Raw genomic sequence first — 14,793 nt, forward strand, 5'->3', positions numbered from 1 at the left:
CGTGTTCTGGCCCCGGAATGCCCGCCGATTTTCCGAGGTGGGCAGGCGGGTTTTGTGCGCGCAGGCGTCGGCCCTGGAGAAGGTGGCATCGGGTGACTGACGAGAAGAAGTATCTGGAATACCTCAAGCGCCTCACCGCCGACCTGCGCCAGGCCCGCCGCCGACTGCGGGTGGCCGAGGACAGGCCGCACGAGCCGATCGCCATCGTGGGCATGGCCTGCCGCTACCCCGGCGGGGTCAACTCCCCCGAGCAGCTGTGGGACCTGGTCGCCCAGGGCCGCGACGGCGTCTCGCCGTTCCCCACCGACCGGGGCTGGGACGTCGTGTTCGACGACGACCCCGACGCGCCGGGGACGAGCTACGCGCGCGAAGGCGGGTTCGTCCACACCGCGGCGGAGTTCGACGCCACCCTGTTCGGCATCTCCCCGCGTGAAGCGGTCGCGATGGACCCCCAGCAGCGCATCTTGCTGGAGACCGCGTGGGAGGCCGTCGAGCGCTCTGGTTTCGACCCGCTGTCGTTGCGCGGTAGCCGTACCGGCGTGTTCATCGGTTCGTCGTCCTCTGCTTACGGCGCTGGCCTTCGCGAGTTACCGCCGGGTGCGGAGGGCCACCTCCTTACCGGCAATGCCCCTAGCGTCGTCTCTGGTCGCGTCGCCTACACCTTGGGGCTAGAGGGTCCTGCCGTCACCGTTGACACTGCCTGCTCCAGCAGCCTCGTAGCGCTCCACTTGGCCGTGCAGGCGTTGCGCGCGGGGGAGTGCGACCTGGCGCTGACCGGTGGCGTCACTGTTATGACCAGCCCCGGCATCTTCACCGAGTTCAGCCGCCAGAAGGGGCTAGCCGCTGACGGTCGCTGCAAGGCCTTCGCCGCCGCCGCTGACGGGACCGGATGGGCCGAAGGCGCCGGTGTCCTGGTCGTAGAGCGACTGGCCGACGCGAAGGCACGCGGACACCGCATCCTCGCTGTTGTGCGGGGCACCGCCGTTAACTCTGACGGCGCCTCCAACGGCCTGACGGCCCCCAACGGCCCATCGCAAGAGCGGGTCATCCGCGCCGCGCTCGCCAACGCCCGTCTTACCCCCGCCGACGTAGACGCCGTCGAGGCCCACGGCACAGGTACCACTCTCGGCGACCCCATCGAGGCGCAGGCTCTACTGGCCACCTACGGGCAGGAGCGGGACCGGCCGCTGCGGCTCGGGTCGGTGAAGTCCAACCTCGGGCACTCCCAGGCCGCCGCCGGTGCCGCCGGGATCATCAAGGTCGTCGAGGCGCTGCGCCACGAGCTGCTGCCCAAGACCCTGCACGTCGACGCCCCCACCCCGCACGTCGACTGGGCCGCTGGCGCGGTCGAGCTGCTCACCGAGCCGTCGCCGTGGCCGCGCGATCCCGAGCGTCCGCGCCGGGTCGGTGTGTCGTCGTTCAGCGTCAGTGGCACCAACGCGCACATCGTGCTGGAGGAGGCCGACCAAGAGGCCGAGGTCGAGCCGGTCGACCCGCCCACCGTCGTCGCTTGGCCGGTGGCCGCCCGCACCGGCGAAGCCCTGCGCGCCGCTGCCGCTGACCTGTCTCGTGTGGACGCACGGCCGGTCGACGTCGCCTGGTCGTTGGCGACGGGTCGCGCTGACTTGGAGCACCGCGCTGTCGTGGTCGGTAGCTCTACCGACGAGCTCCGGGCCGGACTGGCTGCCGTGGCGCGCGGCGAGTCGGCGGTTGATGTCGTCACCGGGGTCGCGCGCGCCGAGGTCGCGCCGGTCTTCGTGTTCCCCGGGCAGGGGTCGCAGTGGTTGGGCATGGCGACCGGGCTGCTGGCGACCTCGCCGGTTTTCGCCGCGCGGATGGCCGAGTGCGCGCACGCGCTGACCGGGCACGTCGACTGGTCGCTGCTCGACGTCGTCCGCGCCGGTGACTCGAACCGCGGAGACTTGGACCGCGTCGACCTAGAGCGTGTCGACGTGGTCCAGCCGGTGCTGTGGGCGGTGATGGTGTCGCTGGCCGAGCTGTGGCGCTCGGTCGGGGTGACGCCCGCGGCCGTGATCGGGCACTCGCAAGGGGAGATCGCGGCCGCGGTGGTCGCTGGCGCGTTGAGCCTGGAGGACGGCGCGCGCGTAGTGGCGCTGCGCAGCCAGGCCATCGCGGAGGTGCTTGGCGGTACCGGTGGCATGGTGTCGGTAGCCCTACCGCACGACGAGGCAGCCGAGTTGGTCGAGCGCTGGCCGGGTGTGTCGGTGGCGGCGGTCAACGGGCCTCTATCGACTGTGGTGTCCGGTGACGTCGCCGGGCTCGACGAGCTGTTGGCGCACTGTGAGGACGCGGGCGTGCGAGCGCGGCGCGTCCCGGTCGACTATGCGTCGCACTCCGCTCACGTGGAGCGGTTGCGTGACCGTCTCGACTTCGCGGGTCTTACGCCTAGAACAGCCCAGGTGCCGTTCTACTCGGCCGTGACCGGCGACGTGATCGACACGGCCGAACTCGACTCTGACTACTGGTACCGCAACCTGCGCGAGACGGTGCGGTTCGACAAGGCCTCCTCGGCGGCGCTGGCCGCAGGGCACACCGTGTTCATCGAGGTCAGCGCCCACCCGGTGCTCACCGTCGGCCTCCAGGAGACTCTCGCGCAGACCGGTGCCGCGCTGGCGACGCTGCGCCGAGACGAGGGTGGCCTGCGGCGGTGGCTCACCGCCGTCGCGGAGGCGCACGTCGCGGGTGTCCGCGTCGACTGGTCGGTGTTCGCGGCCGGTGGCGCGCAGGTAGACCTACCGACGTACCCGTTCCAACGTCAGCACTACTGGCTATCGGCGCCGGTCGTCGCGGCCGAGTCTTGGCGCTACCGGGTCGATTGGAAGCCGATCACGCCCCGAGCTGGCGCGACGGGGACCTGGGCCGTAGTGCGGACCGAAGCCGTCGACGGTCAGTGGTGTCTCGACGCGTTGGCCGCTAGAGGCGTCGAGACGGTCGAGATCGTGCTCGCCGACGATGACCTAGACCGGTGGACCTTGGCCGAACGCATGCGCGAGGTCGGCTACCCGGATGGCGTCCTGTCGCTGCTGGCGTTCGACGACCGACCGCATGTCGACGACGACGCGGTCACCGTCGGCGTAGGTGGGACCCTCACGCTCGTTCAGGCTCTCGGCGACGCTGGGGTTACCGCGCCGCTGTGGTGTGTCACGCGCGGGTTGGACGACCCGGTGCAGGCGCAGGTGTGGGGCCTTGGGCGGGTCGCGGCGCTAGAGGTGCCAACGCGGTGGGGTGGCCTGGTAGATCTGTCTCCCGGAGCCGACCCTGCCGCACTCGTTGCCGCGTTGGGCGGAGACGAAGACCAGGTCGTTGTTCGCGGATCAAGCTTCTTCGGTCGTCGGCTAGAGCGATCGGCCGAGCCACGGGCGACCGCGCCTCTGGCCCTGTCTGGACCTGTTCTAGTAACCGGTGGCACTGGGGCCCTGGGCGCCTCGGTCGCGCGGTGGCTGGTTGGTAGGGGTGCCTCCGTCGTCCTGGCGAGCCGTCGCGGGATCGAGGCTCCGGGTGCGGCAGAGCTGTCGGCCGAGCTGAATGCACCGGTGGTGGCTTGCGACGTCGCTAACCGCGCCTCGCTGGAGGCCGTGCTGGCGGAGCACCCAGTGGTCGGGGTCGTGCACGCCGCCGGGGTCGACCACTCGGTGCCGCTGGACGAGACGGACGTTTCCGAGTTCGCGGACGGGCTGCGCGCGAAGGTCCTCGGCGCCGCGCACCTGGACGAGCTTCTAGGTGACGCGGAGCTGTTCGTCTTCTTCTCGTCGATCGCCGGTGTCTGGGGCAGCGGTAACCAGGCCTCTTACGCCGCCGCGAACGCCTACCTTGACGCCCTCGCCGAGGCCAGGCAGGCACGCGGGCTCAAGGCGACCTCTATCGCGTGGGGAGCCTGGGCAGACGCCGGTATGGCCACCAGGGGCGGTGCGGGGGAGTACCTACGGCGCCGTGGGATCAACCCCATGTCCCCGCAGCGCTGCCTCGCCGGTCTCGCCGCCGCGGTCGACGCGGGCGAGACGGCCGTGACGATCGCCGATATCGACTGGACCCGCTTCGTCCCGACCTTCACCACCTCCCGGCCCAGTCCGCTGCTGGCCGCCTTCGCGCCCGACGTCGTCGTCGCGTCCGACGTCCCCGATGGCGCGCCGCTGGTCCAGGCGCTGGCCGACCGCACCCCCGCTGAGCGGCGCCGACTCGTCGTGGACGCCGTCCGCCACGAGACCGCCGTGGTGCTCGGCTACCCCGACCCGGTCGACTCGGACCGGCCGTTCAAGGACCTGGGCGTCGACTCGGTCACCGCCGTGGAAGTGCGCAATCGGCTCACGGCCGCGACCGGGATCGGATTGGCCGCCACCGTCGTCTTCGACTACCCGAATCCCGTCGCGCTCGCCGACCACGTGCTGGCCGAACTCCACCCGGAGGACACGACCACGTCCAGCGCGGCGACCCGCGTGGGTCACGCGGATTCGGACGGGGTGGCCATCGTCGGGATGAGCTGCCGTTTCCCGGGTGGCGTGGACAGCCCGGAGGCGTTGTGGCGCCTGGTGCGCGACGAGGTCGACGGCGTTTCCGTGTTCCCGACCGACCGCGGCTGGCACGCCGAGGGGCCCTATGCCCCGGAGGGTGGCTTCATCTACGACGCCACCACGTTCGACGCTGACCTGTTCGGCATCTCCCCGCGTGAGGCCGCGTCGATGGACCCGCAGCAGCGGGTGCTGCTGGAGGCCGCGTGGGAGGTCCTGGAGCGGACGAACATCGACCCGTACTCGTTGCGCGGCACCGACACCGGCGTGTTCGTCGGCGCATCGGCCTCCGGCTACGGGGTCGGGATGAACACCGCCACCGGCTCGGAGGGCCACTACCTCACCGGTACCTCCAGCAGCGTCATGTCCGGCCGGGTCGCGTACACCTTCGGGCTTGAGGGCCCTGCGGTCACTGTGGACACTGCCTGTTCGTCCAGTCTCGTCGCTTTACACCTGGCGACGCGCGCGCTGGCCGCCGGGGAGTGCGGGATGGCGCTCGTCGCCGGTGTCGCGGTGATGACCAGCTCCGATATCTTCTCCGAGTTCAGCCGCCAGAACGGTCTCGCGGGCGATGGCCGGTGCAAGTCGTTCGCGGGCGCCGCCGACGGGACCGGGTGGGGCGAGGGGGTCGGCGCCCTGCTGATCATGCCGCTCGCCGAGGCCAAGCGGCAGGGCCGCGACGTGTTGGCCGTCGTGCGCGGTTCGGCGGTGAACTCCGACGGGGCGTCGAACGGGCTGACCGCGCCGAACGGGCCGTCGCAGCAACGGGTCATCCGCTCCGCGCTGGTCGCCGCTGGGCTTTCCGTGTCCGATGTGGACGTTGTCGAGGGGCATGGCACCGGAACCCGGCTCGGCGACCCGATCGAGGCGCAGGCCGTGCTCGCGACCTACGGGCAGGGCCGCGACGAGCCGCTGTGGCTGGGGTCGCTGAAGTCGAACATCGGGCACACCCAGGCCGCGTCCGGCATGGCCGGGATCATGAAGATGGTCATGGCCATGCGCCACGGCGTGCTGCCGCGCACGCTGCACGTGGACGAGCCCACGCCGCACGTCGACTGGACCACCGGCGCCGTCGAGCTGCTGACCGAGGCCAGGCCGTGGCCCGCCGGTCGGGTGCGCCGGGCCGGTGTCTCCGCGTTCGGTGTCAGCGGCACCAACGCGCACGTGATCATCGAGCAAGCTCCCGACAGCGATGCCGTCGAAGTGCGGCCCGCTGTTGTGACGCCGTGGGTGGTGTCGGGCAAGACCGAGGCGGCACTGGACGCCCAGGTTGCCTCCCTGGCCACTGTTACCGAGGTGTCCGTCGCCGACGTCGCCCACACCCTCGCGGTTGGTCGGGCTTCGTTGGCACACCGGGCGGTCGTGCTCGACGGCGAGACTGTCGCGCGCGGGATCGCTGAGCCGCGCAGGCTCGGATACCTGTTCACCGGCCAGGGGTCGCAACGGCCGGGGATGGGCGAGGAACTACGGGCGGCGTTCCCCGTCTTCGCCGAGACCTACGACGCCATCACGGCCCGGGTGCCGTTCGGCGACGACCTGGACCAGACCGGCAACGCCCAACCCGCGCTGTTCGCGTTGCAGGTGGCGCTGTTCCGGCTCCTGGAGTCCTGGGGGCTGGCGCCGGACCTGGTGATCGGGCACTCGATCGGCGAGATCGCGGCCGCGCACGTCGCCGGGGTCTTCTCGCTCGACGACGCGTGCACCCTGGTCGCCGCCCGCGCCCGCCTCATGCAGGCCCTCCTGCGGGACGGGGTGATGCTGGCGGTCGAGATCTCCGAGGCCGACCTCGCGGACGCGTACCCCACCGGACTGCCCGCGGGCGTCGACCTGGCCGCGATCAATTCGGATCGTTCACTTGTCCTATCGGGGGATCGTAGGATTGTTGAACAGCTGAATCGTAGCTTTGTTGAACAATCTCGCCGGACCAAGGCGCTGCGGGTCTCGCACGCCTTCCACTCGCACCACATGGACGCGATGCTCGCCGAGTTCGCGGAAGTCGCCGCCACGGTGACCTACCGCGAGCCGCTGATCAGGATCATCCCCACGGCCGGGACCCGGGTGGACTCGGCCGAGTACTGGGTGCGCCAGGTCCGGGAGACGGTCCGGTTCGCCGCCGCAGTCGCTGGGCAGGACGCCGACTTCCTCGAGCTGGGACCGGATGGGGTACTGAGCGCCCTCGTCGAAGGCCCAGCGGCGCCGGTGCTGCGGTCGGGCAAGGCGGAGGTCGATACCGCGGTCCGGGCTGTGGCCGGGGTGTGGGCGCGAGGTGCCGGGGTCGACTGGGCGGCGGTCATCGGCGGAGGCGCGCCGACCGACCTGCCCACCTATCCCTTCCAGCGTCAACGGTTCTGGCTCGACACGTTCCCCGCGATCGCTGAGTCCGCTGATGACGAGCACGCCTTCTGGGCCGCCGTCGACCTCGGGGACGTCAGCGCGCTGGCGGCCAGTCTCGACCTGGACCAGGACACCCTTGACGCCGTGCTCCCCGCACTCACCGCATGGCGGCGAAGCCGTGGTGACCGTTCCACAGTGGATTCCTGGCGGTACCGCACCACCTGGACACCTGTCCAGGAGACCGAGCGGAGGACGCTGGGGACCTGGCTGGCTGTCGCGTGCCCCCAGGATGTCCGCGACGCGCTGCGCCACCACGGAGCCGAGGTCGTCGAGCTGGACCTCACCGGCGCCGAGACCGACCGCTGGAGCCTCGCGCAGCAGGTGTTGGGCGAGTTCGACGGCGTGATCGCCGGAACGCTCGACGGACCGCACCCCGAGTACCCCGACCTGCTCGCCGCGCTGGCGCTGCCCGTCCTGCTGATCCAGGCACTCGGCGACGCTGGAAACCTTGCACCGCTGTGGTTCGTGACCAGGGGCGCCCAGTCCGTTGGCCGAACGGACCGCCCCGTCGACCCTGATCAGGCCGCGCTTTGGGGCCTGGGCCGGGTCGCCGCTCTGGAGTTCCCCGCGCGGTGGGGCGGGTTGATCGACCTCCCGGAGACGCTGGACTCCCGCGCCGCGGAACGCTTGGTCGCCGCCCTCGGTGGGTCGGAAGACCAGGTCGCCGTCCGAGGTTCCGGTGTCTACGCTCGCAGACTCACCAGGGCGGCCGCTGGTCAAGCCGAGCCTTGGCGTGCGACAGGAACCGTGCTCATCACCGGCGGCACTGGTGCTCTGGCCGCTCGTGCCGCGGACTTGATCCTCGCTCGTGGTGCCGACCACCTGCTCCTGCTCAGCCGTAGCGGATCCGATGCCCCTCGTGCGCAGGAACTCCAGGCCAAGCACTGTGACCGGGTCACCATCAAGTCCTGTGACATCGCGGACCGCGACGAACTGGCTGAGGCCATCGCGGGCCACGACATCACGGCGGCCTTCCACACCGCTGGGATGGTCGAGGCCGTTCCGCTAGGGGAGACCGGGCTCGGCGAGTTCACCGATATCCTGCGCGCCAAGGCAACCGGCGCCAGGAACCTGCACGAACTCCTACCCAGCGCGCACCTCGTCCTCTTCTCCTCCATCGCGGCCACTTGGGGCAGCGGCAACCAGTCCGCCTACTCCGCCGCGAACGCCTACCTGGACGGCCTGGCCGAGCACCGACGCGCCAACGGCCTACCGGTGACGTCTGTCGCATGGGGACCGTGGGCCGGGGACGGCATGCTGGTCAGCGAGGACGCCGAGGAGTACCTGCGCCGACGGGGACTCGCCGCGATGGACCCCGAACTGGCGGTCGCCGCGCTGGCCAAGGCGCTCGACCACGGCGACACCACGATCACCGTCGCCGATGTCGACTGGTCCCGGTTCACCCCCGCGTTCACCACGTCCCGGCCCAGCCCGCTGCTCACCGAGTTCACCGAGCAGGCCGTCGCCGCCGGGGTGCGGCCGGTCGACCCGGGTGACCTGCTCACCCTCGTCCGCACCAGCGCGGCCACCGTTCTCGGGCACCGCGACGCCGAGGCGATCGAACCGTCGCGCCCGTTCAACGACCTCGGGTTCGACTCGCTCACCGCCGTCGAGCTGCGCGACCGCCTGGTCGCCGCGACCGGCCTGCCGCTCCCCGCCACCCTCGTCTTCGACTACCCGACCGCGAACGCGCTCGCCGACCACCTCGCGGGCGATCTCCGCGCACCGGAACAGGTCGCCACCAGCACCGACCCGAACGAGCCGGTCGCGATCATCGGCATGGCCTGCCGCTACCCCGGCGGCGTCAGCTCCCCGGACGACCTGTGGGAACTGGTGCGCAGCGGCGGCGACGGCATGGGACCGTTCCCCATCGATCGCGGCTGGTGGCTCGACGGCCTCTACGACCCGGACCCGGACAACCCGGCGTCCTCCCACGCGCACGAGGGCGGCTTCCTCTACGACGTGGCCGACTTCGACGCCGCGCTGTTCGGCGTGTCCCCGCGCGAGGCCGTGGCGATGGACCCGCAGCAGCGCCTGCTGCTGGAGGCCTCTTGGGAGGCGTTCGAGCACTCGGGGATCAACCCGTTGTCGCTCAAGGGTTCCAGCACCGGCGTGTTCGCGGGCACCAACAGTCATGACTACCTGTCGCTGCTCGCCGAGGCCCCTGAGGGCAGCGAGGGCTATCTGGCGACGGGCAGTTCCGCCAGTGTCGTGTCCGGCCGCGTGGCCTACACCTTCGGGCTGGAAGGCCCGGCGGTCACTGTGGACACAGCCTGCTCATCGAGCCTGGTCGCGCTGCACATGGCGGTCCGGGCACTGCGCGGCGGCGAGTGCGACATGGCCGTCGCGGGTGGTGTCGTCGTGATGTCGACCCCTGGCGTGTTCACCGAGTTCTCCCGCCAGAACGGCGTCGCTCCCAACGGCCGCTGCAAGTCTTATGCGGACGCGGCCGACGGGACCGGATGGGGCGAAGGCGTCGGCGTTCTGGTGGTCGAACGGCTCTCCGACGCTCGGCGCAACGGACATCGCGTCTTGGCCGTCGTCCGAGGTACCGCCGTGAACTCCGATGGCGCGTCGAACGGTCTCACCGCGCCCAACGGACCTTCGCAGCAGCGTGTCATTCGGGCCGCCCTCGCTGACGCCGGTCTCACCACGTCCGATGTGGACGTCGTGGAGGGCCACGGCACCGGGACCCGGCTGGGCGACCCGATCGAGGCCCAAGCGCTGCTCGCCACCTACGGCCAAGACCGCGAGACACCGCTCTGGTTGGGGTCGGTGAAGTCGAACATCGGCCACACCCAGGCCGCGTCCGGGGTCGCCGGCGTGATCAAGATGGTGCAGGCCATGCGGCACCGCCTGCTGCCCAGCACCCTGCACGTCGACACCCCGAGCAGCCACGTCGACTGGACCGCGGGCGCCGTCCGGCTGCTCACCGAGCCCGTCACCTGGACCGACCAGGGCCGCCCCCGACGCGCGGGCGTGTCCTCGTTCGGCGTCAGCGGGACCAACGCCCACATCGTGCTTGAGTCCGTGTCCGACACCGAGGCGCGCACACCCGCCGAGCGCCCGAACGTGCCGTGGGTGTTGTCGGCTGACTCGTCGGAAGCGGTTCGGGAGCAAGCGGAGCGTCTGTCCACAGTTGACGCGCACCCGGTCGACATGGCCTGGACCCTCGCGACCACCCGGGCGTCACTCGCGCACCGGGCGGTGGCCTTCGGTCCGGAGGACCTGGAAGCGCTTGCCGACGGTCGAGAGCCGGTCGCTACCGCGAGGTCGGCGGCGCCGGTGTTCGTGTTCCCCGGCCAGGGCGCCCAGTGGATCGGGATGGCCGAGGACCTGCTCGACGAGCCGGTGTTCCGCGACCGGATCGAGGAGTGCGAACGCGCGCTCGCCCCGCACGTTGACTGGTCGTTGCTCGACGTTCTGCGCGGCGGTGACCTGGACCGGGTCGACGTGGTCCAGCCGGTGTTGTGGGCGGTGATGGTGTCGCTGGCGCAGCTGTGGATCTCCGCCGGGGTTCGGCCCGCCGCCGTGCTCGGCCACTCCCAGGGCGAGATCGCGGCCGCTGTCGTCGCGGGTGGGCTGACGCTGGCCGATGGTGCCCGTGTCGTCGCTCTGCGTGCCAAGGCGATCGCCGAGATCCTGTGCTCGGAGGAGGTGCCACTCAGCGACGTGCACCGCCAGTGGGCGGACACGTGCGGCATCGACCGCGTCAACGGCGGAATGGTCTCCCTTGCCGTCTCGCACACCGACGCCCAGCGGTTGATCGGCTGCTGGTCGACGCTGTCCATCGCCGCGGTCAACGGGCCACTGTCCACAGTGGTGTCCGGCGACGCCGAGGCGCTGGACGAACTGCTGGCTGTCTGCGCTGACTGCGACATCAGGGCCAAGCGCATCCCGGTCGATTACGCCTCGCACTCGGCCCACGTCGAACGGGTCCGCGAGCGCCTGCTCACCGACCTGGCCCCGATCACCCCAGTCACCGGCACGATTCCCTTCCACTCCGCCGTGACCGCTGCGCCGTTCGACACCGCAGGGCTCGACGCCCGCTACTGGTACGACAACCTCCGGGACACCGTGTTGTTCGAGGAGGCCGCCAGCGGCTTGATCGACGCGGGCCGGACCGTGTTCCTTGAGGTCAGCGCGCACCCGGTGCTGACTGTTGGCCTCCAGGAGACCCTCGACGCGAAGGACGTCACGGGCACGGTCCTGGCCACCCTGCGCCGCGACGAACCGGGCCGGTGGCTGACCGCGCTCGCGGAAGCCTTTGTCGCGGGCGTCGATGTCGACTGGCCCGCGGTGTTGCACGGCTGGGGCGGTCGGGTGGTCGATCTACCGACGTACGCTTTCCAGCGCCGCAGGTATTGGCCCAAGCCCGCGACCAGCACGGATGTCACCGCCGCTGGTCTCGTCGACGCGGCGCACCCGCTGCTGGGCGCCGCCGTTCCGCTGGCGGGCGATGACGGCACGGTGTGGACGGGGCGGCTGTCCCTCGCGACGCACCCGTGGTTGGCCGACCACGCCGTCGGTGGGGCGGTGCTGCTGCCCGGGACAGCGTTCGTCGACCTGGCGTTGCACGTCGGCGCGCACATCGCCGAGTTGACCCTGCGGACCCCGCTCGTCCTGCCTGAGCGCGGTGCCGTCCACCTGCAGGTCCGCGCTGACGGCACCGACCTGACCGTCCACTCACGACCAGAGACCGGCGGCGAGTGGATCACCCACGCCACCGCGACCCTCAGTGACAAGGCCGTCACTCCCGAGACCCTGTCCTGGCCGCCGACCGGCGAGCCGCTGAACGCCGAGGGCTTCTACGCTGCCCTGGCCGAGGCCGGGTACGCCTACGGCCCCACCTTCCAAGGCCTCACCGCCGCCTGGAAGTCCGGCGATGACGTCCACGCCGAGGTCGAACTCGCCGACGCGGGCAGTTTCGGCTTGCACCCGGCTCTGCTCGACTCCGCGCTGCACGCCGCCTCCCTCGGTGGTCTTCTCGGCGGCGGTACGCTGCTCCCGTTCACCTGGTCTGGCGTCACGCTGCACGCCACTGGTGCCACGGCACTGCGGGTGCGGATCAGCCGCCTCGGTGCCGACACCATCGCGGTCACGGCGACCGACCCGCACGGCGCCCCGGTGATCACCATCGACTCGCTGGTGCTGCGACCCTTCACCGCCACCCGCGACACGGAGTCGCTGTTCCGCGTCGACTGGGTCCCGGTCACCACGAGCGATCCGGTCGAATACGCCACAATGGACAACTTGACCGAGGTTCCGGCCAACGTCCTGTGGTCGCCGACTGCCGTCACCCCCGAGGAAGCCGCGCAGGAAGCCCTGATCGTCGCGCAGGACTGGTCGATCGACGAGCGTTTCGCCGACGTCCGACTGGTGGTCTTGACGCACAACGCCGTGGGCACGGCCCCGGGCGAGGACGTCCGGGACCTCGCGGGTGCCGCGGTCCACGGCCTGTTCCGGTCCGCAGTGAGCGAGAACCCCGGCCGGTTCGCGATTGTCGACATCGACGACCACCCGGAATCCCAGGCCGCACTTGGTGCCGCGCTCGCCACCGACGAACCCCAGGTGGCGATCCGCCGTGGCCAGGTGCTGGCCTCCCGGCTGGCACGGGCAACCGCTCCTGACCTGGATCCGAGGCCGGGCACGCGGCTCGACGTGGTCGGGGACCGCACGATCGACAACCTGGCGTTCGTACCGGACCCGTCGGACGTGCTCGGGCCGAACGAGGTCCGGGTGTCGATGCGGGCCATGGGCGTCAACTTCCGCGACGTCGCGATCACCCTGGGTCTGGTGCCCGACCAGCAAGGCATGGGGACCGAGGGCGCGGGCGTCGTGCTCGAAGTCGGTGCCGACGTGACGGACCTGGCGGTTGGTGACCGCGTGTTCGGAGTCTTCACCACCTGCTTCGGCCCTGAGGCCACCACCGACCGACGTGCGCTGGCCCGGATGCGTCCAGAGTGGAGCTTCGCGGAGGCCGCGTCCGTGCCTACGCCGTTCCTCACCGCCTACTACGGGCTGGTGGACCTGGGCCGCATGGCGGAGGGGGACCGGGTGCTCGTGCACGCCGCCTCCGGGGGCGTTGGCATGGCGGCGGTCCAACTGGTCCGGCACTTCGGCGCAGAACCGTTCGGCACCGCGAGCCCGGCCAAGTGGGCGGCGACCGGCTTGGACGACACGCACCTGGCGTCCTCGCGGTCACTGTCCTTCGAGGACCGGCTGCGGGAGGCCACCGCTGGTCGAGGGTTCGACATCGTGCTCAACTCCTTGGCGGGCGAGTACGTCGACGCGTCGCTGCGACTGCTGGCCGACGGCGGTCGGTTCATCGAGATGGGCAAGACCGACATCCGCGCCGGTCTGCCCGGCTACCAGGCGTTCGACCTGGTGGAAGCTGGTCCGGGGCGGCTGGGCGAGATCCTGGCCGAGGTGTTGGCGCTGTTCGACCGGGGCGCGCTCGACCTGTTGCCGCTCACCGGGTGGGACCTGCGGCAGGCGTCCGCCGCGTTCCGGCACATCGCAGGCGCGCGGCACGTCGGGAAGAACGTCCTCACCCTGCCCGCGCCGATCGACCGGGACGGCACCGTCCTGATCACCGGCGGTAGCGGTGTGCTCGCTGGATTCCTTGCCAGGCACCTGGTCGATGTCCACGGCGTGCGGGACGTCCTGCTGGTCAGCCGAAGTGGCAACGCTCCGGCCGACATGCCCGAGCAAGCCCGCGCGATCGCCTGTGACGTCACCGACCGCGCGGCCCTCGCGGCGCTGCTCGCGGACGTGCGGCTCACCGGAATCGTTCACGCCGCCGGTGTTCTCGACGACGGCGTCCTCGGATCGCTTACCCTGGAACGACTTGCCGCCGTTTTGCGCCCGAAGGTCACCGCCGCCCTCCTGCTCGACGAGTTGACGGCAGATCAGGACCTGGCGTTCTTCGTGCTCTACTCCTCGGCGTCGGCGACTCTCGGCACCGCAGGCCAGGCGAACTACGCTGCCGCCAACGCCGTCCTGGACGCCCTCGCCCAGCGCCGCCGCGCTCGAGGCCTGCCCGCGCAGTCACTCGCGTGGGGCCTGTGGGAACAGGCCAGCGGTATGACCGGACACCTGGACCAGTCGCACAAGGCCCGCGCGGGCGGCACGATCTCCGCGGCACAGGGGATGGCGTTGTTCGACGCGGCTCTCGCCCTACCGGACGCGCACCTGGTGCCGATCAACCTGGACCTGAAGGCGGTCCACGACATTCCGCCGCTGCTGCGCGGTTTGGTCCGACCCAGCGCCCCGACCAGGGCGAAGGCCGGGGCCGCCAAGCCCGTCGACCTGTCCGACCGGCTGGCGAGATTGCCCGAGCCGGAGCAGCGCCGGACGTTGCAGGACATCGTCCGCGACCACGCCGCCGCCGTCCTCGGGCACGGCGACACCGCGGCGGTCGGCCCGGAGCGGGCGTTCAAGGAACTCGGGTTCGACTCGCTCACCGGCGTCGAACTGCGCAACCGGCTCGCGGGCGCGACGGGGCTGCGACTGCCCGCGACGCTCGTGTTCGACCACCCGACACCGGTCGACCTCGCGGACCGGCTGTGGGGCGACCTGGTCGGTCTGTCCGAACCGGACGCCGCCGCGATCGCCGACCTCGACCGTCTCACCGCGACGGTCGCCGCGCTCCCGGTGGGGGCGCTGACCGACAGCGCGCTCGCCGATCGCCTGCGGGCACTGCTGGAGACCGTGACCGGTGGCCAGGGGGTGGCCGGTCGGCTGGAGTCGGCATCGGCCGACGACGTGTTCGACTTCATCGACAAGGAACTCGGCGTGTCGTGACCCCGGCCTGACCAGCAGCCCCGACCCGGACGGATGTGGTGGAGGACCCCGACATGGCTGACGACGA

The 14,793-nt window shown here is 71.2% G+C and carries 1 protein-coding gene; it reads left to right on the forward strand.

The features are described from left to right. Positions 1–92 precede the first annotated feature (92 nt). Positions 93–14,726 carry a type I polyketide synthase gene (locus LV79_RS10140; protein WP_285469405.1) on the forward strand — a complete coding sequence of 4,878 codons (14,634 nt, stop codon included), beginning with the start codon at positions 93–95 and terminating at the stop codon, positions 14,724–14,726. Positions 14,727–14,793 lie beyond the last annotated feature (67 nt).

Origin of the sequence: Actinokineospora globicatena (genome assembly GCF_024171945.1) — a bacterium.
In the GTDB taxonomy this organism is placed as follows: Bacteria; Actinomycetota; Actinomycetes; order Mycobacteriales; family Pseudonocardiaceae; genus Actinokineospora; species Actinokineospora globicatena.